We start from the raw sequence: 25,010 nt of genomic DNA on the forward strand, positions 1-25,010 counted from the left end.
CCTGCTCGTACGCACGACCCTACCCGCCGTCACCACGGATGCACGGCCATCTCGCAGACATGGCCGGGCGTGGTGCGGCGGAGGGCACGACGAGGTGCTACTCCTCGTCGAGGCCGGCGGGACGGGGTCCCTTGTAGTCCGGCCCGTACGCACCGGGTGCGGGACGACGCGACGTGCCCATCGAACGGAAGCCCGGAGCCATGCGGCGCGCGGTCACCAGGAAGGCGGTGTGGCCGTTCATCTTGTGCTGCGGACGGACCGCGAGGCCCTCGAGGTGCCAGTCCCGCTCCAGCGTCTCCCACGCGCGCGGCTCGGTGAAGCCACCGTCGGCGCGCACCGTCTCCACGAACAGCGACAGCTGGGTGGTCGTCGCGACGTACGCGCAGACGATGCCGCCGGGCACCAGACGCTCGGACGCGAGCGGGATGCACGTCCACGGGTCGACCATGTCGAGGATCAGGCGGTCGATCTCGGTCTCGGTGATGCACGAGCGGACGTCACCGACCGTCAGCGTCCAGCCGGGCAGGTCCGTGCCGGCGACCTGGTGCACGTTCTTGGTGACGTTCTCGGCGAACTCCTCGCGCAGCTCGTACGAGCCGAGCGTGCCGGTGGGCCCGATCGCGCGCAGGAGGTACGCGGTGAGGCTGCCGGAGCCGGCACCCGCCTCGACGACCCGTGCGCCCGGGTAGATGTCGGCCTGGGCCACGATCTGCGCGGCGTCCTTGGGATAGATGATCGCCGCACCGCGCGGCATCGACACGACGTACTCGAACAGCAGCGGACGGAAGACCTGGTAGGGGAAATCCATCGAGGAGTGGATCACGATGCCCTCGGGCTGGCCGATCATGTCGTCGTGCTTGATCTGGCCCTTCTTGGTCGAGAACTCACGACCGGCCTCGAGCTGCACGTTGTGCTTGCGGCCCTTGGGGTCGGTCAGTCGCACCCATTCCCCCTCGAGAAGGGGTCCACTGCGGGTGAAGGAGGTCATCGGCGGCTCGCTCTATAGGCTTCGTCGACGGCGCGTGAGGTGAGGACACCGAACACGCTTCCGTCGGCTTCGGTCAGGGCATAGGCCTCGGCCGGCCGCGCGGCCATCGCGCGCAGCAGGTCGGGACCACGGAGATCCGCCGACAACGTCGCGGCGTTGGGCGGAGGGGTCGCGCCGGGGAACCCTATCTCGCGCGCGACCAACCGGTCGACGCGGGCGGCGTGTCCCGCGTTGCGGAGGGCGTCCCCGGCGCCCTGCCACAGGAAGAACGCCACGAACGCGGCGATGAGCACGTTGATCGTGGTGTCCCGGGCGTCGTCCCCCGCCAGCACGAGGGTGGCCCCGACCAGCGCGACAGCAGCCAGGCGCCCGATCCACGCCGCGATCCGGATGCCGCGCTCCTCGTCGCCGGTGACCTTCCAGATGATCGCCCGGAACACGCGTCCGCCGTCGAGGGGCAGGCCCGGCAGCATGTTGAAGGCCGCGACGATCAGGTTCACGTACGCGATCGACCAGATGATGTCGGACGTCGTGCTGATCTCCATCGAGCCGGAGACGGCGAACGCCCCGAGGGCGATGCCGAGCGATGCGAGGGGCCCGGCGATCGACGTCGCCAGCTCCTGCCCGGGGGTGCGGCTCTCCCCCGCGATGAGGGTCTCGCCGCCGAGTAGGTGCAGGGTGACCGAGTCGACCTGCATCCGATAGGCCCGGGCGACCAGGACGTGCGCGATCTCGTGGATGAGCACCGAGACGTAGAGGGCCACGACGAACACCGCGGCCAGGAAGTACGGGCTGGTGTCGGAGCGGTCCTCGTAGCGCGGTGCGAACACCACGACGAGCGCGGCGCCCATGACCAGCAGCGACGGCTTGATGAGCACGTCGACGCCGGCGACGCGGCCGATCCGCCACGTGCCGGGGTGCTGGGGTGAGCTCACCACCCCAACGTAACGGGCGCGGCGCAGTGGCCGCTCAGCCGAAGAGGCCGTCGAGGTCCGCGGGGGTGAGGCCGGCGAGGGTCGGGACCTGCACCCGCCGGTCGGCCACCGGCACGTGGACGTAGTGGGGGACGGCGAGCACGTCGCAGCCGGCTGCGGTCGCCGACGCGGCCCCGGTGGCGGAGTCCTCGATCGCCAGACAGTCCGAGGCGTCCACGCCGAGCAGCTCAGCGGCCCGCAGGTACGGGTCCGGGAACGGCTTGGGACGGGTGACCGCGTCGCCGGTGACGACCGCGGCGAACGGCAGGACCTCGGCGATCGGCTCGGCAATCTGGACGTACGACATCGTCACCAGCGCCTGCGGCACGCCCTGGGCGTCGAGCGCCTCGATGAGCTCCCGTGCACCGGGCCGCCAGACGACGTTGCCACGCAGTGACGTCGCCAGGCTCGCCACGAGGTGGTCGACGATCTGCTCAGGTGTCATGTCGATCTCGAGCGCCGTGCGGATGTACTCCCCCGACGCGATGAGCGAGTTGCCCACCAGCTGGAGGGCGTCCTCCTCGGTCCAGATCTTGCCGTGGGCCTCGGCGAGCTCCTGCTCGGCGGCCATCCAGAGCGGCTCGGTGTCGACGATCGTGCCGTCGAGGTCCCACAGGACGGCGGCGTAGGAAGTCACCGGCCCCACGGTAGTGGACCGGTGACCTGGCGGTCCCCGGTCTGCCAGGGCACTGGTCCGCCGCCCGTGACGCCCATAGGTTCGTGGCTGACGCCGGACGGCGCGCAACCGGACGGCGCACAACTGGGGGCAACAGACATGACGACCATCGGCATACTCGGCGCGGGCCAGGTCGGGTCCACGCTGGCCCGGGCCGTGATCGAGGTGGGACATGACGTCGTCATCGCCAACTCGCGCGGGCCTGCGACGCTCAAGGACCTGGTCGAGCGGCTCGGCCCGCACGCACGCGCGGCGTCGGTCGCAGAGGCCGCCGCGGCGGCCGACGTCGCCTTCGTCGCCTTCCCGTACGCCTCGGACGACCGGCTCCCCGTCGACGAGCTCGCCGGCAAGGTCGTGATCGACAACAACAACTACATGGTGTGGCGTGACGGGCACTTCCCGGAGGTCGACTCCGGTGCGAGGACGATCCACGAGCTGCGCCAGGAGCAGCTGCCGGGTGCCAAGCTCGTCAAGGCGTTCTCGCACGTACAGTTCCACGCACGCCACGAGATCCGCGTGCCTGCCGACCGGCTGCCCGGCATCATCCGGCTGGCCAGGCGCGCGGGCGCCCCCGACCGGAAGGCGCTCGTGGTCTCCAGCGACCATCCGGAGGCGGTCCGGCTCATCACCGGCCTCTATGACGAGCTCGGCTTCGACGCCGTCGACAACAGCCCGTTGAGCGAGTCGTGGCGCAGCGCTCCCGGCACGCCGATGTGGCGCCACATCGTTGACGGCCAGACCCGCGACGAGCTGATCCGCAACCTGCAGCTCGCGAGGCGCCTCCCCGGCTGAGGTCACGGGGACGGCCGTGTCCACGTGGTGTCGGGTGCCCCCCAGCACTTGCCGATCATGCGACAATGGACGGGTAGTTCGGGAACCCCCGAGGCCCAGGCGAGCCCGCCGCCGGCTGGAGTTCCCCAGCACTCCTTCGTCCATCGACCTCGAGGAATGCTCGTGTCCCACGCCCCTGACCTTCGCCCCGACGCGACCGCGGCCCTGACCGAGCTGCTGCGCAGCCGGATCATGGTGCTGGACGGCGCCATGGGCACGGCGATCCAGCGTGACCGCCCCGACGAGGCCGGCTACCGCGGAGAGCGCTTCAAGGACTGGCCGTCCGACGTGCAGGGCAACAACGACCTGCTGACCCTCACCCAGCCCGAGATCATCGCAGGCATCCACCGCGAGTACCTCGAAGCAGGCGCGGACATCGTCGAGACCAACACGTTCAACGCCAACTCGATCTCCCTCAGCGACTACGGCATGCAGGACCTGGCCTACGAGCTCAATCTCGAGTCGGCCCGGCTCGCCCGCCGCGAGTGCGATGCGGTCACCGCCGAGACCCCCGACAAGCCGCGCTACGTCGCCGGCGCGCTCGGCCCCACCTCCCGCACCGCCTCGATCTCCCCCGACGTCAACGACCCGGGCGCCCGCAACGTCACCTACGACGAGCTCGTCGAGGCATACAAGGAGGCCGGGCGCGGCCTGCTCGACGGCGGCTCCGACGTCATTTTCATTGAGACGATCTTCGACACCCTCAACGCCAAGGCGGCGATCTTCGCGGTCGAGACCCTGTTCGAGGAGTACGGACGCCGCTGGCCCGTCATCATCTCCGGCACGATCACGGACGCCTCCGGGCGTACGCTCTCGGGCCAGGTCACCGAGGCGTTCTGGCACTCGATCCGTCATGTCGACCCGCTGCTCGTGGGCCTGAACTGCGCCCTCGGCGCCAAGGAGATGCGCCCCTACATCGCCGAGATGGCGCGCATCGCCGACACGTTCGTGTCGTGCTATCCCAACGCGGGCCTGCCCAACGCGTTCGGCGAGTACGACGAGGAGCCCGACCAGACCGCGGCGATCGTCGCGGAGTTCGCGGACGCGGGCTTCGTCAACCTCGTCGGCGGCTGCTGCGGCACGACGCCGGCGCACATCGCAGCCATCGCCCGCGACGTCGAGGGCAAGGCACCGCGTGTGCCTGCCGAGACGAGCCCCGCCCTGCGGCTCTCGGGCCTCGAGCCGGTCACGGTCGTCGAGGACACCTTGTTCGTCAACGTCGGCGAGCGCACCAACATCACCGGCTCCGCCCGGTTCCGCAACCTCATCAAGGCCGGCGACTACGTGACCGCGCTGGCCGTGGCCCGCCAGCAGGTCGAGGCCGGTGCGCAGGTCATCGACGTCAACATGGACGAAGGCATGATCGACGGCGTCGAGGCGATGGACCGCTTCATGAAGCTCATCGCGACCGAGCCCGACATCTGCCGCGTGCCGACGATGATCGACTCCTCCAAGTGGGAGGTCATCGAGGCCGGTCTCAAGTGCGTCCAGGGCAAGTCGATCGTCAACTCGATCTCCATGAAGGAGGGCGAGGAGAAGTTCATCCGCGAGGCACGCCTGTGCCGCAAGTACGGTGCCGCCGTCGTCGTCATGGCGTTCGACGAGGACGGCCAGGCCGACAACCTCGAGCGGCGCAAGCAGATCTGTGAGCGCGCCTACCGCATCCTGGTCGACGAGGTCGGCTTCCCGGCCGAGGACATCATCTTCGACCCCAACGTGTTCGCGGTCGCGACGGGCATCGAGGAGCACGCCAACTACGGCGTCGACTTCATCGAGGCGACGCGCTGGATCAAGCAGAACCTGCCGGGTGCGCTGGTCTCCGGCGGCGTCTCCAACGTCTCGTTCTCGTTCCGAGGCAACAACCCCGTGCGTGAGGCGATCCACGCGGTGTTCCTCTACCACGCGATCAACGCGGGCATGGACATGGGAATCGTCAACGCGGGTGCCCTGGAGGTCTACGACGAGGTGCCCGAGGTGCTGCGCGAGCGCATCGAGGACGTCATCCTCAACCGGCGCCCCGACAGCACCGAGCGACTGCTCGAGATCGCGGGCGACTTCGCCGGCGACGGCTCGGTCAAGGAGATCGCGACCGAGGAGTGGCGATCGCTGCCCGTCGGCAAGCGCATCACCCACGCACTGGTCAAGGGCATCGACGAGTTCGCCGAGTCCGACACCGAGGAGCTGCGGGCCGAGATCTCGGCGCGCGGCGGGCGCCCGATCGAGGTCATCGAGGGCCCCCTCATGGACGGCATGAACGTCGTGGGCGACCTGTTCGGCGAGGGCAAGATGTTCCTGCCCCAGGTCGTGAAGTCCGCGCGCGTCATGAAGAAGGCCGTCGCGTACCTCATCCCGTTCATCGAGGCCGAGAAGCAGCCCGGCGACGTCGAGCGCAGCAACGGCAAGGTCGTCATGGCGACGGTCAAGGGCGACGTGCACGACATCGGCAAGAACATCGTCGGCGTCGTGCTGCAGTGCAACAACTACGACGTCGTCGACCTCGGCGTCATGGTGCCCGCGCAGAAGATCCTGGACGCGGCGAAGGCCGAGGGCGCCGACGTGATCGGCCTGTCCGGCCTGATCACCCCGTCACTGGACGAGATGGTCAACTTCGCCAAGGAGATGGAGCGCCAGGGCTTCGACATCCCGCTGATGATCGGCGGCGCCACGACGTCCCGCGCCCACACCGCCGTCAAGGTCGCCCAGCAGTACCACGGGCCGGTCATCTGGGTGAAGGACGCGTCGCGGTCGGTCCCCGTCGTCGCGGCCCTGCTGTCGGACGAGCAGCGCCCGAAGCTGCTCGCCGACACCAGTGCCGACTACGAGGCGCTGCGCGAGCGGCACGCTGCCCGCCAGGACACCCGCTCCCTCCTGTCGATCCAGGCCGCCCGCGAGAAGGCGACCCCGATCGACTGGAGCAGCTACCAGCCGCCCCGGCCCCGCATGCTCGCGCAGCAGGCGCGTGACCTGTGCAGCGGTCCGGGCTGCGACCACCGCCACGGCGAGGCCACCCAGTTCGTCAAGACGTTCACCGACTACTCGTTGGAGGAGCTGCGGTCCTACATCGACTGGCAGCCGTTCTTCAACGCGTGGGAGATGAAGGGCAAGTTCCCCGACATCCTCAACAACCCGTCGACGGGCGAGGCTGCGCGCAAGCTCTACGAGGACGCGCAGACGATGCTCGACCAGATCATCGCCGAGAAGTGGATCCGGGCCAACGGCGTCTTCGGCCTGTTCCCGGCCAGCCAGGTCGCGGGTGACGACATCGAGGTCTACACCGACGAGTCGCGCACCACCGTCCTGACGACCCTGCACCAGCTGCGGCAGCAGGGCGAGGGCCGTGAGGGGTCCGCGCGCAAGTCACTGGCCGACTTCGTGGCGCCCAAGGAGACCGGGCTGCGCGACTACGTGGGGGCGTTCGCGGTCACCGCAGGGGCGGAGATCGGCGAGAAGATCGCGGAGTTCAAGAAGAACCTCGACGACTACAGCGCGATCCTGCTGGAGTCGCTCGCCGACCGACTGGCCGAGGCCTTCGCCGAGCGTCTGCACGAGCGCGTCCGCAAGGAGTTCTGGGCGTACGTCCCCAACGAGTCGCTCAGCAGCGAGGACCTCATCAAGGAGAAGTACGACGGCATCCGGCCGGCCCCGGGCTACCCCGCGTGCCCGGAGCACACCGAGAAGCAGACGATCTGGGAGCTCCTGGACGTCGAGGCCAACACCGGCATCGAGCTGACCGAGAGCATGGCGATGTGGCCGGGCGCCTCGGTCAGCGGCCTGTACTTCTCGCACCCGGACTCGCAGTACTTCGTCCTGGGCCGGATCGGTCGCGACCAGGTCGAGGACTACGCGGCGCGCAAGGGCTGGTCCGTGGCCGAGGCCGAGAAGTGGCTGTCACCCAACCTGGGCTACCGGACCGAGAACGAGTGATGGACGGGCGCGGCTAGGGTTGATCCGTGAGCTCACCTACTGACATCCCACCGCTGCGCGATCCCTGGATGGTGGCGGCGTTCGAAGGGTGGAACGACGCGGCCGACGCCGCTTCGGGCGTCGTCGACCACCTCATCGAGGAGTGGGACGCCGAGCTGCTGATCGAGCTGGACCCCGAGGACTTCTACGACTTCCAGGTGCACCGCCCCGAGGTGGGCCCGTCCGACTCGGGCGAGCGGGTCATCAGCTGGCCCGCACCCGCGATCTACCAGGCGCGTCCCCCGCGCGGTGACCGCGACGTCCTGCTGCTGCGGGGTCCCGAGCCCAACTTCCGCTGGAAGGCGTTCTGCTCGACCGTGCTCGGTGTGGCCAAGCTCGCGGGCGTCACCGAGCTCGTGACGCTGGGCGCCCTGCTCGCGGACTCCCCCCACACCCGTCCGGTGCCGGTCAGCGGCTCCACGAGCGATCCGCGGCTCATCGAGCGCATGTCGCTCACGCCCTCGCGCTACACCGGACCGGTCGGCATCACCTCGGTGCTCAACGAGATGGCCGCCCGCGAAGGCATCGGCGCGGCCTCGCTGTGGGCCGCGGTCCCCCACTACCTCGCCGAGCCCCCGTGCCCCAAGGCCACGCTGGCCCTCCTCGGGGCGCTCGAGGACGCGATGGGGATCCCCCTGCCCCAGGGCGTCCTCACCGAGATGGCCGAGGCGTGGCAGCGCGGAGCCGACGACCTCACGTCCCACGACGACGAGATCGCCGAGTACGTCGAAGCGCTCGAGAACGAGCAGGACACCAGCGAGCTGCCCGAGGCCTCCGGCGACGCGATCGCCCGCGAGTTCGAGCGCTACCTGCGCCGCCGCAACGTCGACCCCGAGTAGATCGCCCGATCACGATTTGCGCCCTCCGGATTCAGTGGGACTCTCGAAGTAACGGGCGGCACCACTCGCCTGTGTGACTCGAGGAGCAATCATGAGCACTCACGACAACGTCACCTCCCCGACCGTCCAGCCGGTCACCGACTGGTCCGACCTGGGCCGCGAGATGTGGACGTACCTGACGGGCAAGGGAGCCGCGGTGAACTACGAGTTCATCGACATGGCGGTGGAGGTCCCCCGCGACACCGGGCCGGACGCGCCCCGCGCGACCTGGAAGGTCAGCGGGACGCTGCGCGTCACGACGAGCGACGAAGACCTGGCCGCACGCGCCGACCGGCCCGGGGAATGAGATGTCCCGGGATCTGCAGCTCGAGGCGGACCTGACGTTCGACATCGATGTCCCCGCGGGTGAAGGACATCCCGCCGCTCACGTGCACGCGACGGTGACCGCCGAGGGCAACCACGTCCGCGTCCACAGCGACGACATCCTCTCGCTCGTGGGCCAGCCCTCGCGCGCAGCCGTCCGGTCCATGGCGGCACAGCTCGCGCGGCTCGGTCTGGTCGTCGACGTCTCGGGCCCCGACGGCCTGATCGTGAGCCTGGGGGCCGTCGACCCCTCCCCCGCACACCGCCTCGTGACGCGCTCGCGGCACATGCGGCTCGGCAGCTGGACGCGTGCCGCAGCAGCCGCGCGGGCCCGGCTGCGTCCGTCGAGCCGGGCAACCAGGCTGCGGGGACCGGGCCTTCCCCCTGGCACCCCCTGGCCACCGCTGCCGGCCATGGCGCCGCACCCCTACGTCGCGTCGACGACCCACGACCCCGCAGGTGGCGGCCATCCGCGCCTCTACCTCTGCGACACGTCCGACCCGCTCGCGCCGTGGCCCGTCGGGGTCTTCGAGCTGTCGCCGGACGGGGTCACGATCGGCAGCGGCGAGGGAGTCGGTCTGCAGCTGGCCGGCATCGACGACCTGCAGGCCGAGATCGTCCGCACCGACGACGACGAGTACGTGCTGGTCGCGCGCAGCACCCGCATGCTCAGCACGGTCGGCGGGCAGCAGCTGCCCGAGCAGATCCTGCGCACGGGTGCCCGGATCGAGCTGGGCACCTGGCGCATGTCCTACGTCCGCGACGAGTACGCCGACCACGGACGTCCGTACGGGGGGCGCATCGGCGGTGAGCTGGGTCGCCAGCGCACCCAGCCGATCCCCGAGAACCGCCGGGGCCCGAGCTTCTAGCGCGGGGCTAGAGCGCGACGCCGAGCAGGGCGTCGATCGCGGCGCGCACCGTCCGGCCGGCCTGGGGGTCCTCGGCCGAGTCGTCCGCGGCCCACGCGTCCACCGCGGCGATCGCGGCCGGCGCGTCGAGGTCGTCCGCCATCGCGGCGCGGATCGCCGCGAGGACGGCCTCGCCCGACGGTGCGACCGTGCGGGCCACCGCGTCACGCCAGCGGGCCAGGCGTGCCTCGGCCTCCTCGATCTCGGTGCCGAACCACTCCCAGTCGCTGCGGTAGTGGTGGGCCAGCAACGACAGCCGGATCGCCATCGGGTCGTGGCCGGCGGCGCGGAGCCGGGAGACCAGGACGAGGTTGCCCTTGGACTTGGACATCTTCTCGCCCTCGTAGCCGACCATGCCGGCGTGGACGTACGCCTTCGCGAACGGCTCGCCCGTCGCGACGGTGGCCTCCGACGCGGACATCTCGTGGTGCGGGAAGACCAGGTCCGATCCGCCGCCCTGCACGTCGAAGGCGGGATCGAGGTGGTGCAGCGCGATTGCGGCGCACTCGATGTGCCAGCCGGGTCGTCCCTTGCCGAGACGCGTCTCCCACGACGGGTCGTCCGGGCGCTCGGCCTGCCACAGCAGGCAGTCCAGGGGGTGCTTCTTGCCGGGTCGGTCGGGATCGCCGCCGCGCTGCGGGAAGATCGTGAGCATCTCCTCCTCGTCGAAGCTCGAGACCAGGCCGAAGCCCGGGTCCGCGTGGACGTCGAAGTAGAGGTCGTCGTCGACCTGGTAGACCGCTCCGGCGGCGCGGAGCCGGTCGATGAGGTCCACCACGAGGTCGATCGACTCGACCGCACCGATGTAGTGCTGCGGGGGGATGATCCGCAGCGCCGTCATGTCCTCGCGGAACAGCTGGATCTCGCGCTCGGCCAGCTCGACCCAGTCGACGCCGGTGGCCTTGGCGCGTTCCAGCAGCGGGTCGTCGACGTCGGTGATGTTCTGCGTGTAGGTCACGTCCAGGCCCCGGTCGCGCCAGGCGCGCTGCAGGAGGTCGAACGCGAGGTAGGTCGCGGCATGGCCCATGTGGGTCGCGTCGTAGGGAGTGATCCCGCAGACGTACAGTCGCGCGCGTCCGTCGGGATCGAGGGCCTGAACGTGCCCCGAGGACGTGTCGTGGACCTGGACGGCCGGACCGGCACCGAGCCCGAGATCCGCAAGAGAAGGGACCTCGGGAATCGACCAGCTGCGCATGGTGACGAGCGTATCTGTTGAGCGGTAGCGAGTGGTGCACGGCCGCCCACCGACCGGCAGGCACAATGGCGCCATGATCATCGACTGCGCGGTCTACCGCGACGGAGTGCGCGAGACGACCCCGGACGACTCGGCGGCGCTCGACGCGGCGCTCGCAGGTCTGGGCACCGACGACTTCCTCTGGATCGGCATCGCCAACCCCACGTCCGACGAGCTGCACCGGATCGCCGGGCCCTTGTCGCTCCACCCGTTGGCGGTCGAGGACGCACTGGAGGCCCACCAGCGCCCGAAGATCGAGAAGTACGAGGATCACACCTTCATGTCGATCCGCACGGTGTCCTACAGCGACGACGACATCACGACGCACGAGGTGAACATCTTCCTCGGCCCCAACTACCTGCTGACCGTGCGGCACGGCGGTCCCGAGCTGCACGGTGCCCGCAAGGCCGCCGAGTCGATGATCGAGCACCTCTCCCACGGCCCCACCGCGGCGCTGTACGCGGTGGTCGACTCGATCGTGGACCACTACGAGGACGTAGCCACCGAGCTGGAGACCGACGTCCAGGAGGTCGAGAGCTCGGTGTTCTCCGCGCAGCGGTCCAACGACTCGACGCGCATCTACCGGCTCAAGCGCGAGACGCTGGAGTTCCGGCGGGCGGTCATGCCGCTGCGCGAGCCCGTCCACCGGTTCGCCACGGTGTCGGCCCCCGAGCGCGCCCGACCGTACTTCCGGGACATCTCGGACCACCTGTCCCGGGCGGCGGAGTCGATCGACTCGATCGACCACCTGCTCGACAACGCGCTCAACGCGCACCTGGCCCAGCTGAGCGTCCAGCAGAACGAGGACATGCGCAAGCTCACCGCGGGCGCCACGATCTTCGCGGTGCCGACCGCGATCGCGGGCGTCTACGGGATGAACTTCGAGCACATGCCCGAGCTCAGCTGGACGTACGGCTATCCGGCCTGCCTGGCCGTGATCGGGGCCCTGTGCCTGTACATCTACAGCCGCTTCAAGCGCTCCGGGTGGCTCTGAGCCCGCCCGTCATCCGCGTCCGAACAGCCCCTTCTTCGGGGCCCGCTTGCGGGCGATGCCCCACTGGAACTCGGGGACCTCTTCGACGTCGTAGCCCAGGTGCTCGGCGATGTGCTCGAACGTCATCCGGACGCCCTTGGCGGCCTTCTCGTCGTCGGAGTACGCCGCGTACGTCCGCTGCCCCGCCTCGGTCTTGGCCTGCGGCGAGCGCGCGATCGTCCAATCGAGGTCGTCCAGCAAGATGATGCCGCCGGGCTTGAGCATCATGTCCACGAGCAGGAAGCCGAATCCCGTGACGTCCCACGTGTGGCCGCCGTCGAGATAGCAGAAGTCGAACTGCGGGCGCGGCGTCTGCTCGAGCATCTTGCCGAGCTCCCACGTGAACGAGCGGTGCGCGAAGATCGGCGTCACCCGGTGCGAGAGGCCGACCGTCGAGAGCACCTCGTTGATCTCGGGCTGCTGCTTGCGCGCGCTGGGGCGGTCCATCGTGACCAGGTGGCCCCGGCCGAGGTCCTCGAGCATCCCGGCGAGGTAGGCGCTGCTCTTGCCCTTGTAGAACCCCAGCTCGAGCAGGTCCTTCAGGTCGTTCTTGACGACGAGGTCGCGCAGATAGGTGGCACGCGGGAGATCCATGTACTTCAGATCGCCCCAGCTCTCGGTGACGCGGTCAAAGGCCGACATAGGGGTCCTGTTCGGTCGTGGCGTTTCACGGACGGGTGGCGCGGTCCCGAGCATAACGGGAACAGGCTGTGACTCAGCCGACTGTCGTGCCTGCGGCGATCACGCCGGTGCCGACCAGCACGAGCACCAGCGCACCGAGGCCGATGCGGTAGACCACGAACGGCGTGTACGAGTGGGTGCTCACGTAGCGCAGCAGCCAGTGGATGACCGCAAGGCCGACCACGAACGACACGACGGTGCCGACGATCGTCGGCCCGACCCCGTAGGCGTTGTCGCCACCGATGTCCTTGAGCTTGTAGATGCCCGCACCCACCACGGCGGGGATCGCGAGCAGGAAGGCGTACCTCGTGGCGGCAGCGCGCTCGTAGCCGAGGAACAGGCCCATGCTGATGGTCGCGCCGGAGCGGGAGACGCCCGGGACGAGCGCTCCGGCCTGCGCGAGGCCGAGCAGGATCGCGTGCTTCATCGTCAGGTCCTCGATCGGGCTGCTCTTGCGGCCCACCCGCTCGGCGATGCCGAGGACGATGCCGAGCACGATCAGGGTCGTGCCGATGACCCAGAGATTGCGGAACTCGCGGTCAATCGCGTCCTGCAGGAGCAGGCCCAGCACGACGATCGGCAGCGAGCCGATGATGACGAACCAGCCCATCCGCCACTCGGGCGCCTGACGCGCCTCGCGGGAGAACACCCCGCGTACCCAGCCCGAGCCGATGGTCCAGATGTCCCGCCAGAAGTACAGCAGCACCGCGAGCTCGGTGCCGATCTGGATCACCGCCGTGTACGCGGCGCCGGGATCGTCCCAGCCGAAGAACTTGGGGAAGATCGCGAGGTGCGCACTGCTGGAGATCGGGAGGAACTCGGTCAGCCCCTGGATCACGCCCAGGACGACGGCTTGTAGGAAATCCACAGCGCGAGCCTACCGGCGCCGCTGGGGACGTCCCACTAGCCTTCAGACATGCAGTATCGCCGCGTCGGTCGTTCCGGGCTGACCGTGTCCCGCCTCGCGCTCGGCACCATGAACTTCGGTGGGACGGTCGACTCGTACGAGGCGCAGGACCAGCTCACCACCTTCCTCGACGCCGGCGGCACGCTCGTCGACACCGCGCCCATCTACGGCGACGGCGCGTGCGAGGAGCTGCTCGGCACCCTGATCTCCAAGAACGGCGTGCGCGATCGCCTCGTGCTCGCGGGCAAGGCCGGCTTCGTCCGGCGGGGCGGTCAGACGGTCCGGGACGGGTCGCGGGGCAATCTGCTCGACCAGCTCGACCTGTCACTGCGCCAGCTCGGCACCGACCACCTCGACCTGTGGCAGATCCACACGCCCGATCCCGACGTGCCGATGGAGGAGACGCTCGGCGCCCTCGAGCACGCGGTGCGCACCGGGCGGGTCCGCTACGTCGGCATCTCCAACTACACGGGGTGGCAGACCGCGATCGCCCAGACCTGGCTCGCGGGTCGCGCCGACACGATCCCCCTGGTGAGCACCCAGGTCGAGTACTCGCTGGTCAACCGCGACCCCGAGGACGAGGTCGTGCCCGCCGCGGCCCACCTCGGCATGGGCCTGCTGGCCTGGTCGCCCTTGGGCCGTGGCGTCCTGTCCGGCAAGTACCGCGCAGGCATCCCCGGCGACTCCCGCGCCGCGACCCCCGGCTGGGACGCGTTCGTGGGCGAGTACCTCACGCCCGGCAAGGCCGGGGTCGTCGAGGCCCTCGCCCGTGCGTCCGAAGGTCTCGGTGTCACGATCGCGCACGTCGCCCTCGCCTGGCTGCTGGAGCGTCCGCAGGTCTCCGCGGCGATCGTCGGGGCCCGCACGACCTCGCAGCTGCAGGAGAACCTGGCCGCGGAGGACGTCGAGCTGCCCGCCGAGATCCACCAGGCACTGGACGACGTCTCGGAGGCTGCAGGGTGAAAGGACAGTCGATGGTCGAGTACGAGTTCTGGAACCTCACGATCGACCGGGCCAAGTCGCGGTCCGCGGTGTGCCGCATGCTCACCGACGCAGCCGAGTACCAGGGCTGGGAGCTGGACCGTCTGCGCAAGGACGGCTCCGGCCAGCGCACCGTGACCCTGCGCCGCAAGATCATCCGCATGCGCAGCACCCTCTGACCCCTCCCCCCTTCCCCCCTTCCGCTGAGGCGCGCCTCCGGTCCGCCGACGCGCGCGTTGCGGCGCGCCTAGGCGCGCGTCAGCGGACGGGAGGCGCGCGTCGGCGGACGGGAGGCGCGCGTCGGCGGACGGGAGGCGCGCGTCAGCGTTGGTGGGGTCAGGCGAGGTTGAGGAACTCGTCGAAGACCTTGGCGCCGAACTCGAGGGAGTCGACCGGGACGCGCTCGTCGACGCCGTGGAACAGCGCGGTGAAGTCGAGGTCGGCCGGCAGGCGCAGCGGCACGAAGCCGTACGACGTGATGCCGAGCTTGTGCCAGGCCTTGGCGTCGGTGCCCCCGGACATCAGGAACGGCGCGACGTGCGCATCCGGGTCCTGCGAGTGCAGGGCGACGGTCATCGCATCGACCAGGTCGCCCTCGAAGGCGTACTCCAGCGCGGGCTGGCTGATGAACGGCTCCACCTGCACGCGGTCGCCGACGATCTGCTGGACCGTCGCCGGGAACGTCTCGCCGGCGCCGGGCAGGAACCGGCCGTCGACGTACGCGACGGCCTCTCCCGGGATCACGTTGTGCTTGTAGCCGGCCTGCAGCATCGTCGCGTTGGTCGTGTTGCGCAGTCCCGCGCCGATCATGCGAATGCCGGGACCGAAGTGGGCGAGCAGCTCGTCGACCGTGCCGTCCGCGCCGGTGAGCTCGCGGACCTTGTCGAGCAGGATGCGCATCGACGGGCCCTCCGCGGCGGGCCACTCGTGCTCCCCCAGCGCCAGCAGGCCACGAGCCAGGTGCGTGATCGCGTTGTCGTCATTGCCCATCGACCCGTGCCCGGCGGTGCCCCGGGCGCGCAGCCGCATCCACGAGATGCCCTTCTCGCCGGTCTCGATGAGATAGAGCCGCTGACCGCCGACTTCGGTCGAGAAGCCGCCCACCTCGCCGATCGCCTCGGTGCACCCCTCGAACAGCTCCGGGTGGTGCTCGACGAGCCAGTGCGCGCCGAGGACGCCGCCGGCCTCCTCGTCGGCGGTGAAGACCAGCGTGACCGGGCGGTTGGGCAGGACGCCCGCGCGCTGACGGGCGCGGACCACCGACAGCAGCATGCCGTCGAAGTCCTTCATGTCGACCGCGCCGCGGCCGTAGAGATAGCCGTCGACGACCTCACCGGCGAACGGGTCGACGCTCCAGTCAGCGGCCTGAGCGGGCACGACGTCGAGGTGGCCGTGGATCAGCAGACCGGGACGGCTCGAGTCCTGGTCGCCCCAGCGCGCCACGACGCTCGCGCGGCCCGACTCGGACTCCAGGATCTGCGACTCGATGCCCACCTCGGCGAGCAGCCCTGCGACGTGCTCGGCGGCCTTGCGCTCCCCCGGCCCGGACGCGTCACCGTAGTTGCTGGTGTCGATCCGGATCAGGTCGCGGCAGATCTCGAGTGCTTCGGTCTCCGGTGAGTAGCCCATGCTGCGATCGTACGGGTGGACGCGCGTCAGGCCAGCAAACCGTCGATGACGCGGGAGAACAGCCGGCGGCTGGACGCCCGGGTGACGGCGTCCATGAGCCGCGGCATGCCCGTGACGTGGATGTCCTCGCGCCAGGTGACCCTGCTCCCGCCGTCGATCGGGTCCACGCTGAGCTCGGCCCAGCCGGTCACCACCCGGCCGCGCTTCTCCAGGCGACAGAACGACGGCTCGCGCCACTGGACCACGTCCATCGGGTCGTGGAAGCCGATGCGCCCGACGCCCGTGAACGCGTCGAAGCCGTCCGGGGTGCGCGTGATGCGCGTGAGCGGGACGTGGTCGCCGTGCCGCTCCCACGTGGTGAGCCGCGCGAACGCCTCGGCAGGTGGGAGACGTACCTCACGGACGATCTCGATCAGGGCCACGGCATCATCGTAGGCATGCGCACCATGCCGTTCGACTCGATTGCCGACGTCAAGACCAAGCTGGCCGCCGCCGGCTACCTGGCGTCGGACGCGATCGCGACCACCGTGTTCCTCGCGAGCGAGCTCGGCAAGCCCCTGCTCGTCGAAGGTCCGGCGGGCGTCGGCAAGACGGCCCTGTCCAGCGCGGTCGCGGACGCGTGCGGGGCCGAGCTCATCCGGTTGCAGTGCTACGAGGGCGTGGACGAGGCCCGCGCGCTGTACGAGTGGAACCACGCCAAGCAGCTGCTGCGCATCACCGCGGGCCAGGGCGAGTCGTGGGACGAGGCGCGCAACGACATCTTCTCGGAGGAGTTCCTGCTCCCCCGCCCCCTGCTGACAGCCATCCGCAGCGAGAGCCCCACCGTGCTGCTCATCGACGAGACGGACAAGGCCGACGTGGAGATCGAGGGCCTCCTGCTGGAGGTGCTGGGCGAGTTCCAGGTCACGGTGCCCGAGCTCGGGACGATCACCGCGAAGCACCGCCCGTTCGTGGTCCTGACCTCCAACGCGACGCGCGAGCTGTCCGAGGCGCTGCGCCGGCGCTGCCTCTTCCTGCACGTCGACTTCCCCGACGCACAGCTCGAGCAGGACATCGTCCGGCTCAAGGTGCCCGAGCTCGACACCGCCCTGGGCGAGTCGCTCGTCCGCGTCATCAACGCACTGCGGGTCATGCCGCTGCGCAAGGCGCCGTCGGTGTCGGAGACGATCGACTGGGCCCGTACGCTCGTCGCGCTCGGCGCCGATGTCCTGGACGACGAGGTGGTCAAGGAGAGCCTGGGCGTGATCCTCAAGCACCAGGATGATCTGCAGAAGGCGCGCACGCGTCTTGACCTGGACGCGGTCCTGAGCACGCCATGACCCGAGGAGCCGTATGACGGAGGGGCCGCAGGACCTGGCGGGGCGGCTCGTCGAGCTCGTCGCGGCGCTGCGGAGCAAGGGCATCCCCGCCGGCACGAGCGAGACCGTGGACGCCGCAGCGGTGATCCGGGTGCTCGGCATGGCCGACCGCAACCAGCTGCGTGAGGGGCTCGCCGCCGCCCTCATACGCCGTGGGGGCCAGCGCGATGTCTTCGACATGGCGTTCGACCTCTACTTCCCCGCGGGCGTGGGCACCCCCCAGGCCGCGATCGACACCGACGGGCCGCTCGACCTGGACGACCTCCGTGACGTGCTCACGGCGGCGCTCGCCGACAACGACCTGCGCGGCATGGAGCAGGTCGCCGAGATCGCGGTCGACCAGCTCGGGCAGGTGGGATCGCCCGGTACCCAGACCGCGGGCTGGTCGGCGTACCAGACGCTCGAGCGGCTCCAGCCCCAGACCACGGTCGCCCGGGCCGTGCAGATGCGCGGCGAGGGTGGCGGGCAGAGCCAGGGGCAGGGCTCGGGCCAGGGCGCCGGCTTCACGCAACGCCTGGAGCGTGACGAGGTCCGCAGCAACGTCGAGCGCTTCCGCGCGATGGTGGCCGCCGAGGCGCGTCGTCGCACGGCGGAGGTCCGAGGACGCGACACGGTGACCCGTCACGCGGTCCGGGCAGGCACCGACCGCATCGACTTCCTGAGCGCCAGCAAGCAGCAGCTCGAGGAGCTCGGCCGCACGGTCAAGCCGCTCTCGCGCAAGCTCGCGACCCGCCTGTCCGCCCGCCGGCGCAAGGCCAGCCGCGGGAAGATCGACATCCGCCGGACGCTGCGCCGGTCGATGTCCACCGGCGGCGTCCCGATGCACCCGGTCCTGGCCAAGCCGCACCCGTCACGTCCTGAGCTCGTCCTGCTGTGCGACGTGTCTGGGTCGGTGTCGGGCTTCTCCGGCTTCACGATGCACCTGGTCCAGGCCCTGAGCGGCCAGTTCAGCAAGGTCCGCGTGTTCGCGTTCGTCAACGCGATGGACGAGGTGACCGACCTGGTCAAGCAGGCCGCCGAGGGCGGGCAGGACGATCTGTCCGCCCGCATCGCGCGTGACGCCCACATCACGAAGTGGCACACGAGCAGCGACTACGGCGAGGCGTTCGCGGACTTCCGGGCCGATCACATGAACGCGATCGGCCCGCGCACCGCGGTCCTGATCCTCGGCGACGCCCGCAACAACAACCAGGACCCCAACCTGGGCGCCCTCCACGACATCAACCAGAAGGCGCGCCGGACCTTCTGGCTCAACCCGGAGGCGTCCATGCGCTGGGGCCTGGGCGACTCGGAGGCCCCTGCGTACGCGGAGGTGGTCGAGATGCACGAGTGCTGCAACGTCGACCAGCTCACCCGGTTCATCACCAGGCTGTTGCCCGTGTGACAGCGCATCACGCGTGGGACTGGTGGTGTCGGTGGGGAAGTTCTGACAAAACCTCCCATTATCGGCACCCAGGTCCTACCGTGGAGTGATGAGGACCCGGCACGTCTCGTCGATCGTCCGCGCCCGTCGTCTGCGCACGGGCGCCCTGGCGGTCGCTGTCGTCGCCGGCGCCGGTCTGCTCGTGGGACCCGCCGGACCGGGCCAGGCCACCGAGGAGGCCATGAGCGCGGTGCGGGTGTCGATCGCCGACGAGAGCGCCGCCTGGAAGCCGTCGTCGAACGCCCGGGTGAAGAATCTGCGTCCCCACAGGCCCGCGGCCGCCCTGCAGCTCAAGGCGAGACGGGCCACCGGGGTGCGAAGCGTCTGGATGAGGTCGCCGGTCTCGACGGGGGCCGCGATGACCGCCTCCTCGACGGTCAGGGCCACGGCCCGCCTGCAGACGTCACAGCCCGGTCGACGGCTCACGTTCCGCGTCCAGGAGATCGTGGCCGGACGCGTCGTGGCCAGTCGCTCGACGACCCTGAAGCCCGGGTCCCGGTCCTGGCGCCATGTCGGGGTCACCCTGCGCACGACCCGGTCGGGCAGTCACCTGCGGCTCGTCACCGAGGCGAAGCGGCTGCGCGGGGGCCAGCACGTCCGCGCGACCGACATCCGTGTGGCCGTCACGCGCCCTCACGTCGGCGGCCCCGCGTGCGAGGACATCGACTACTCCCAGCCCGATCAGGGCGTCGAGACGTTCCGCGAGGACTTCGACGGCTCGTCGATCGACCGCTCGCGGTGGCGCGTGCGCGACAACACGTTCCTCAACCAGGACAAGGCGTGGATCACCAAGGACGCCGTCTCGGTGCAGGACGGCCATCTCGACATCCGCGGCCGCCGGCTCCCGGACGGCGAGCACAAGCAGAACAAGAACGCCCTCTACCCCGCCAACGTGGAGCGTGACTACTCCACGGGGTACGTCGACACGATGGACGGCGCCGGCTACGGCAACGCCGCCGCGGACCGCTTCGGCCAGAAGTACGGGCACTTCGAGATCCGGGCCTGGGTGCCGAGCGAGCCGACGATGTCACGCGGCATCTGGCCTGCGTTCTGGCTGCGTGCAGATCACAAGGCCGGCGAGATCGACCCCATGGAGTCCTACGGCGGACCGACGATCCGGTCGTTCGACCCGTCGAGCTCGTACGAGTGGAACAGCTGGGCCGACACGGCCGAGGGCTCGATGACCGGCATCACGAAGCGACAGACGCACGGCCGTGCCGACGTCGGCGCGGACAAGATCTGGCAGGGCTGGCACACGTACGGCGTGAACTGGTCGCCGCGCTGCCTGCGCTACCTCTACGACGGGCGGACCGTCGGCATCGTCGACTTCGACGCCCCGGGCACCGCGTCGTACTTCCGTGAGAGCAGCTTCGACGACACGTTCCACATCCGTCTCAACATGCAGGTGGGGTCGAGCTACTGGGGCTGGCCCGACGCCGAGCACACCCGCGACGACTTCAGCTACAAGGTCGACTGGGTGCGGGTCCATCAGGGCAAGGACCTGCTCGCCGACCGCTGACCGACGTGCAGGGTCACGAGCATCCAGGCCCAGCCCAGCGCGATGGCGATCATCGACAGCACGCCCGCGGGCCAGTAGACGTGCTCCTGCATGAAGGCGTAGGCGCCGCCGATCGCGACCAGGGCACCGGGCAGGGCGCGCAGGCCGACCACGCGGATCACGCACCCCGCGGCGGCAGCGGTCGCGCCGATGTAGGCGATCGATCCCACCTCGCCGAGGTCGGAGGCCAACCCGAACACCGTGCCCAGCCCGCTCTCGCGGTCGACCTTCAAGCCGCCCGCCGCGATGCCGGCGAGGATGTCGAGCGCAGAGTAGAAGCACGCGTAGACGTAGCCCAGCACCAACGTGATCCGTCCGTAGAGCGGGTCGACCGAGCGCGCGAGGAGCCATGGTCCCACCGCCAGCAAAGGAAAGAGCGGCAGCAGGACGATGTGCATGTTGCGCCAGTGGACGGCGGCGTCCATCGTCAGGCGGTCGGGGTGCGTCGTCCCCACCAGGGCGATCAGCACCGGCGGCACCAGCAGAGCGGCGAGGAGCAGGCGATCAGGACGAGGCATGACTCGACCCTAGGTGCGGGTCGCGACCGCGGCAGTGCGAGTCGGGCTCAGACCTCGACGGTGACCTCGGACGTACGCCTGGCCGCGCGTCGTCCACGCACCCGGGAGTCGATCACCAGGCCGGCAGCCATCAAGGCCACCGCCACGATGCCGTCGAGCCACCAGTGGTGCCCCGTGGCCGCCACGACGAACACCGTGACGGGCAGGTGCAGGAGGACCAGCCACCGCCACCAGCCGCTCGCCATCGCGAACGTGCCGAGCGCCACGACCGCGGCCCAGCCGACGTGGATCGACGGCATCGCGGCGAACTGGTCGGAGACGCCGGTCCCGACGTCACCGTAGACGCCCAGGCCGAACCGGCTGGAGAGGTCGACGAAGCCCAGCTCATCGACGAACCGCGGCGGCGCCACGCGGATGAACCGGATGAGGAGACAGCCCGCAGTGACCGCCACCAGTCCGTTGCGCCAGTGCGGGTACAGGTCGCGGTGCCGAACGAACGCCCAGACGAGAAACGCGATCAGGGCCGGCACGTGGACGATCGCGTAGTAGGCGTTGACGAACCGGGCGAGCCAGTCGTGGTTGACCACGAAGTGCTGCATCGAGATCTCGGTCGGCAGGTGCAGCAGGCGCTGCAGGTGGTCGATCTCGCGGGCCCGGTCGAGGGCTCCGCTCTCGTGGGTGATCGGCAGCATCCGCGCCAGCCGCCAGATCCCGTAGAGACCGCTGATCAGCGCGAACTCGCGGAATGCGGGCAGGATCGCATCGCCCACCCGGCTGGGCGGCAGCCACCTCAGCACGAGCCAAGCAATGACGCTGACCAGGCAGGCAACACCCGCTTGCTCCCACGACGGCCACGGCACCGGGCCATTCTTGTCGATCGCCGGCCGGGACCCGGACCGAGCCCCCTCCGTGCGCGGTCAGACCCTCGGCGGCAGGTCCTGGTCCACCTCGTCGTGACCCTCCCGGCGGAACAGCGGCGGCATGAACCGCAGCATCAGCGCCGACCACGTCAGGTGGGTGAGCAGGGGGGCCTGGATGCCCCCGGACGCCCGGCGTTGCAGACCGAACAGCGTGCCCATGACGCCCCCGGCCATCACCAGGGCAGGATTGCGGGTCGCCGTGGTGGCCAGGGTGTAGATCGCGGTGGACTTGGCGACCGGGTGGCGGGTGCCCGCCGCAGCGTAGAGCGCGCCGCGGAAGAACACCTCCTCGGCCGCCCCGTTCGCGAACGTCGTCGCGGCGACGAGTGGCGCGGACCCCTGGTCGGCGAACGCCAGGATGTCGGTGAGCGCACGGTTGAGGACCGGCACCCGGCGGCACACGAGCGCCGCGCCGTAGAACGCCCCGAACGACGCGACGCCGAGGGCGACCGGCGTGACGAGGGGCCGCCGGAGCAGGTTGTCGTCGGCCTGCTCCCAGCCGCGGTGCAGCGGGCCGGACGCGAGGGCGCCGGCCGTCCAGGTGGCGGCGACGCCGAGGGTGAGCCCGTAGAACTGCTTGGAGTCCGGCTCGGTCGTGAGCGAGCGGCCGAGGAGCGCCGCCCCTGCGATGCTGACTCCCCCGACGACTCGGCGACGACGGTGGAACGCGGCATCGGTCTCGAGGTGGTCGCGCGGCACCTTCTCGCGCAGCTCACGGGGGGCGAGCGCGATCAGGCGTCGGGAGAGGCCGCGGGTCTTGGAGGTCATCAGCTTCGACGCTACTGGCTCTGCCCCGGACCCACACCTCGACCGCGGCGGTCCGCTAGCCTCACAGGATGTCGGCGATCTTCCGCCTCGGGTTCAAGAACGTGCTGGGGTCCAACTGGACCCGCACCCACCACCGCTGGCCGGGACGGGCCGAGATGCTCGAGCGCGAGATGCACGCACCGGGCGGCATGCAGGCCAGCGTGTACTTCCTCGTCGAGGTCAACCGGCGCGCTGAGCGCCGCAGCCTGGCGCACATCCTGCCCGGCTGGGAGGTCGCGCGGTCGCGCCACGGCCACAACGACGGCTACAGCGATCCGGCCGTCCATCGGCTCCTGGAGACTCACGAGCACCCCCTCGGCACGTTCACCCGCCAGCAGCGCCACGTGCTCATCGCCCGCTACGAGCACGTGGCGACAGGGCTGGAATGGGTCGCGGCCACGACCCACCTGTCGTCCTCGGTGCACACGACCCCCGAGAAGGCCGAGGCCTCCAGGCAGCTCCAGGCCACCCGGCTCGTCGAGCTCTGCGCGGAGCACGCCGTGGACGTCGTGGCGGCCGACATCAACAACATCGCGGTGCGGGCCGACACACCGCGCGGCATCCTGCAGGCGGCCGGCTACACCGACTGGCGCGCCGCGACCGACGTGCAGGACGTCGACGTCGACGTCCATCACCGCATCGGCGAGCCCCTCAAGCGCAACGGACGCCATCTCGACGCGATCTACCTCGGTCCCCGGGTCACCGCGATCGACGGCCGCGTGCAGATGACCGAGCCGGACAGCTCGGACCACCTGGGGCTGGTCTGCACGGTGGCGATCAACCCCAGGTGACCCTGGCGTCAGGCGACGGCCGCAGTTCCCTCGACCGCCGGGATGTCGTCCTTCTTGGCATTGATCAGCGTCACCGCGGTGATCAGGGCGAGCACCAGCAGCATCGCTCCCCAGAAGAAGGCCACGTGGTAGCCGCTGACGAACGCATCGGCCATCACCGCGTCGGGATTGCGCGCTCCGCGCATGTTGTCGGTCAGGTAGGCCGTCACGGCGCCCGCGTAGAGCGTGTTGAGCAGCGCGGTCCCGAGCGAGCCGCCAACCTGCTGGGAGGTGTTGAGCAGTGCGCTGGCGACGCCGGCGTCGTGCGATCCGACCCCGACCAGGGCCGTGCTCGACGCCGGGATGAACACCGCCGCCATGCCGACGCTGAGCAGCACCAGCGAGGGCAGCACGTGCGTCCAGTAGGAGGTGTCGGCCGTCACCCGGGTCAGCAGCACCATGCCGATCGAGGCCGACACCAGCCCGGGCACCATGATCGGCTTGGGGCCGAGGCGTGGCAGCACCTGCGAGATCACGCCCGCACCCAGGATGATGCCGATGCTGAACGGCAGGAAGGCGAATCCCGAGCGCAGCGGGGTGTAGCCGAGCGTCGCCTGGAAGTAGAACGTCAGGAACAGGAACATCGCGAAGAGTCCGGCACCCACGAACAAGAAGACCAGGTAGGAGCCGCCGCGGTTGCGGTCGAGCGCCACGTGCAGGGGCAGCAGCGGGTGCGCCGTGCGGCGCTCCCACAGGACGAACGCCACCAGCAGGACCACGGCCACGCCGAGGAAGGTCAACGTGCTGCTGTCGGTCCAGCCCAGCACCTCGGTGCTCTTGCCCGGGTTCTTCTCCTTCGCGGCCTCGGTGAACCCGTAGACCAGCGACACGAGGCCGAGGGACACCAGGATCGCGCCGGGGATGTCGTACTTGGTGTTGCCCTCGGCCTTGCTCTCGCGCACCACGCGCGTCGCGGCGAAGGCGGTGACCAGCGCGATCGGGACGTTGACGCCGAGGCACCAGCGCCACGACGCGTACTCGGTCAGGACGCCACCGACGATCAGGCCGATCGCGGCACCGCCGCCGGAGATCGCACCGAAGACGCCGAACGCGGTCGCCCGCTCCTTGGACTCGGTGAACGTCACCGAGATCAGCGACAACGCGGCGGGAGCCATGAGAGCCGCGAAGAGCCCCTGCAGCCCGCGGGCCGCGAAGAGCAGGCCTGCCGTCGACGCGATGCCGCCGAGGGCGGACGCCACGGCGAAGCCGATCAGTCCCACGACGAAGACGCGCTTGCGGCCGGCGAAGTCCGCGATGCGGCCGCCGAGGAGCAGGAGCCCGCCGAACGCGAGCGTGTAGGCCGTGACGACCCATTGGCGGTCGGCGTCGCTGATGCCCAGATCCTTCTGGGCCGACGGCAGGGCGATGTTCACGATGGAGGCGTCGAGCACGATCATGAGCTGGGCGATCGCGATGACGCCGAGCGCCAGCCATCGTCGGGGATCGGGCTCTCGCTCCGTTTCGGGCAGCACGGGGTCAGCAGCAGTCATCGGATGTCCTCGGGGGATGAGTCGAGTGGGGATCGCGGCGGCGGAGCCCACACATGGCCGGGCCGGGGCGAGTTCGTGCTGCTTGGTTGCAGCGCTCAA

Annotated in this window: 24 protein-coding genes; 12 read left to right on the plus strand and 12 right to left on the minus strand. The window is 70.1% G+C overall.

The features are described from left to right. Positions 1-97: 97 nt before the first annotated feature. From GEV27_RS09860 to GEV27_RS09870, 3 genes are read right to left on the minus strand one after another with little or no spacing between them, the layout of a single operon-like run. Positions 98-988 carry a tRNA (adenine-N1)-methyltransferase gene (locus GEV27_RS09860; RefSeq protein ID WP_153911297.1) on the minus strand — a complete coding sequence of 297 codons (891 nt, stop codon included), beginning with the start codon at positions 986-988 and terminating at the stop codon, positions 98-100. Then, the gene (locus tag GEV27_RS09865) at positions 985-1,923 is read right to left on the minus strand and encodes a site-2 protease family protein (RefSeq protein ID WP_153934163.1); all 939 of its coding nucleotides are present in this window, start codon (positions 1,921-1,923) and stop codon (positions 985-987) included. The genes GEV27_RS09860 and GEV27_RS09865 overlap by 4 nt, the downstream gene beginning before the upstream one ends. Before the next feature lie 34 nt (positions 1,924-1,957). Next, the gene (locus tag GEV27_RS09870; protein ID WP_208431047.1) at positions 1,958-2,599 is read right to left on the minus strand and encodes an HAD family phosphatase; all 642 of its coding nucleotides are present in this window, start codon (positions 2,597-2,599) and stop codon (positions 1,958-1,960) included. 138 nt (positions 2,600-2,737) lie between these two features. On the opposite strand from GEV27_RS09870, the gene GEV27_RS09875 reads away from it, so the two are divergent. The 5 genes from GEV27_RS09875 (at position 2,738) to GEV27_RS09895 (ending at position 9,503) form a co-directional block, all read left to right on the plus strand. Further along, a complete protein-coding gene (locus GEV27_RS09875) occupies positions 2,738-3,430 on the plus strand; it encodes an NADPH-dependent F420 reductase (protein ID WP_153934165.1) in 693 nt (230 codons plus the stop codon). A gap of 162 nt (positions 3,431-3,592) precedes the next feature. Then, on the plus strand, positions 3,593-7,393 hold the full coding sequence (metH, locus tag GEV27_RS09880; protein WP_309222155.1) for a methionine synthase: 3,801 nt from the start codon (positions 3,593-3,595) through the stop codon (positions 7,391-7,393). Positions 7,394-7,419: 26 nt separating this feature from the next. Next, positions 7,420-8,271, plus strand: coding sequence for a PAC2 family protein (locus GEV27_RS09885; RefSeq protein WP_243839035.1), 852 nt, complete (start codon positions 7,420-7,422; stop codon positions 8,269-8,271). 91 nt (positions 8,272-8,362) lie between these two features. Further along, positions 8,363-8,617: a hypothetical protein gene (locus tag GEV27_RS09890; protein ID WP_153652693.1), complete on the plus strand. Its 255-nt coding sequence runs from the start codon at positions 8,363-8,365 to the stop codon at positions 8,615-8,617. Position 8,618: 1 nt separating this feature from the next. Then, positions 8,619-9,503, plus strand: a complete 885-nt coding sequence (locus tag GEV27_RS09895) for an FHA domain-containing protein (protein WP_153652692.1) — start codon at positions 8,619-8,621, stop codon at positions 9,501-9,503. A gap of 7 nt (positions 9,504-9,510) precedes the next feature. On the opposite strand, the gene mshC is transcribed toward GEV27_RS09895, so the two are convergent. Next, on the minus strand, positions 9,511-10,737 hold the full coding sequence (gene mshC / locus GEV27_RS09900) for a cysteine--1-D-myo-inosityl 2-amino-2-deoxy-alpha-D-glucopyranoside ligase (RefSeq protein WP_153934167.1): 1,227 nt from the start codon (positions 10,735-10,737) through the stop codon (positions 9,511-9,513). A gap of 73 nt (positions 10,738-10,810) precedes the next feature. Here mshC and corA point away from each other — a divergent pair, with 73 nt between their 5' ends. Continuing rightward, entirely contained in the window at positions 10,811-11,770 is a 960-nt protein-coding gene (gene corA / locus GEV27_RS09905) for a magnesium/cobalt transporter CorA (RefSeq protein WP_153652690.1), read from the plus strand. 9 nt (positions 11,771-11,779) lie between these two features. Here the strand turns inward: corA and GEV27_RS09910 are convergent, their stop codons facing one another. Together GEV27_RS09910 and GEV27_RS09915 are read right to left on the minus strand one after the other, a co-directional pair. Then, on the minus strand, positions 11,780-12,451 hold the full coding sequence (locus GEV27_RS09910; RefSeq protein ID WP_194840005.1) for a class I SAM-dependent methyltransferase: 672 nt from the start codon (positions 12,449-12,451) through the stop codon (positions 11,780-11,782). A 73-nt stretch (positions 12,452-12,524) separates the two neighbouring features. After that, positions 12,525-13,358, minus strand: coding sequence for an undecaprenyl-diphosphate phosphatase (locus GEV27_RS09915; RefSeq protein ID WP_153652688.1), 834 nt, complete (start codon positions 13,356-13,358; stop codon positions 12,525-12,527). A gap of 48 nt (positions 13,359-13,406) precedes the next feature. On the opposite strand from GEV27_RS09915, the gene GEV27_RS09920 reads away from it, so the two are divergent. Next, positions 13,407-14,360 carry an aldo/keto reductase gene (locus GEV27_RS09920; protein WP_153652687.1) on the plus strand — a complete coding sequence of 318 codons (954 nt, stop codon included), beginning with the start codon at positions 13,407-13,409 and terminating at the stop codon, positions 14,358-14,360. Between the two features lie 11 nt (positions 14,361-14,371). After that, positions 14,372-14,557 carry a DUF5703 family protein gene (locus tag GEV27_RS09925; RefSeq protein WP_153652686.1) on the plus strand — a complete coding sequence of 62 codons (186 nt, stop codon included), beginning with the start codon at positions 14,372-14,374 and terminating at the stop codon, positions 14,555-14,557. Positions 14,558-14,714: 157 nt separating this feature from the next. Here GEV27_RS09925 and GEV27_RS09930 read toward each other — a convergent pair whose 3' ends face one another. Both GEV27_RS09930 and GEV27_RS09935 read right to left on the minus strand, forming a co-directional pair. Further along, positions 14,715-16,007 carry a M20/M25/M40 family metallo-hydrolase gene (locus tag GEV27_RS09930; RefSeq protein ID WP_153934168.1) on the minus strand — a complete coding sequence of 431 codons (1,293 nt, stop codon included), beginning with the start codon at positions 16,005-16,007 and terminating at the stop codon, positions 14,715-14,717. Between the two features lie 26 nt (positions 16,008-16,033). Beyond that, positions 16,034-16,429, minus strand: a complete 396-nt coding sequence (locus GEV27_RS09935; RefSeq protein WP_309222156.1) for an SRPBCC family protein — start codon at positions 16,427-16,429, stop codon at positions 16,034-16,036. Between the two features lie 15 nt (positions 16,430-16,444). Here GEV27_RS09935 and GEV27_RS09940 point away from each other — a divergent pair, with 15 nt between their 5' ends. The 3 genes from GEV27_RS09940 (at position 16,445) to GEV27_RS09950 (ending at position 20,307) form a co-directional block, all read left to right on the plus strand. Then, positions 16,445-17,326: a MoxR family ATPase gene (locus GEV27_RS09940; RefSeq protein WP_153652683.1), complete on the plus strand. Its 882-nt coding sequence runs from the start codon at positions 16,445-16,447 to the stop codon at positions 17,324-17,326. Positions 17,327-17,339: 13 nt separating this feature from the next. After that, positions 17,340-18,749, plus strand: a complete 1,410-nt coding sequence (locus GEV27_RS09945; protein WP_153934169.1) for a VWA domain-containing protein — start codon at positions 17,340-17,342, stop codon at positions 18,747-18,749. A gap of 88 nt (positions 18,750-18,837) precedes the next feature. Further along, the gene (locus GEV27_RS09950; protein ID WP_153934170.1) at positions 18,838-20,307 is read left to right on the plus strand and encodes a family 16 glycosylhydrolase; all 1,470 of its coding nucleotides are present in this window, start codon (positions 18,838-18,840) and stop codon (positions 20,305-20,307) included. Here GEV27_RS09950 and GEV27_RS09955 read toward each other — a convergent pair. Genes GEV27_RS09955 through GEV27_RS09965 form a run of 3 tightly spaced genes read right to left on the minus strand, consistent with a single transcriptional unit; the run spans position 20,277 to position 22,552 of the window. Continuing rightward, positions 20,277-20,864: a hypothetical protein gene (locus GEV27_RS09955; protein WP_153934171.1), complete on the minus strand. Its 588-nt coding sequence runs from the start codon at positions 20,862-20,864 to the stop codon at positions 20,277-20,279. The two genes, GEV27_RS09950 and GEV27_RS09955, sit on opposite strands and share 31 nt — an antisense overlap. A gap of 47 nt (positions 20,865-20,911) precedes the next feature. Further along, a complete protein-coding gene (locus GEV27_RS09960) occupies positions 20,912-21,724 on the minus strand; it encodes a phosphatase PAP2 family protein (protein WP_243839033.1) in 813 nt (270 codons plus the stop codon). 57 nt (positions 21,725-21,781) lie between these two features. Beyond that, positions 21,782-22,552, minus strand: coding sequence for a CPBP family intramembrane glutamic endopeptidase (locus GEV27_RS09965; RefSeq protein ID WP_153934172.1), 771 nt, complete (start codon positions 22,550-22,552; stop codon positions 21,782-21,784). 68 nt (positions 22,553-22,620) lie between these two features. Here GEV27_RS09965 and GEV27_RS09970 point away from each other — a divergent pair, with 68 nt between their 5' ends. Next, positions 22,621-23,382 (plus strand): hypothetical protein, encoded by a 762-nt coding sequence (locus GEV27_RS09970; RefSeq protein WP_153911310.1) that lies wholly within the window; start codon positions 22,621-22,623, stop codon positions 23,380-23,382. 8 nt (positions 23,383-23,390) lie between these two features. On the opposite strand, the gene GEV27_RS09975 is transcribed toward GEV27_RS09970, so the two are convergent. Then, complete coding sequence (locus tag GEV27_RS09975; protein WP_153934173.1) at positions 23,391-24,911, minus strand: MFS transporter; 1,521 nt, start codon at positions 24,909-24,911, stop codon at positions 23,391-23,393. Between the last annotated feature and the right edge of the window lie 99 nt (positions 24,912-25,010).

This window comes from Aeromicrobium sp. S22, from assembly GCF_009661045.1.
Lineage (GTDB): Bacteria > Actinomycetota > Actinomycetes > Propionibacteriales > Nocardioidaceae > Aeromicrobium > Aeromicrobium yanjiei.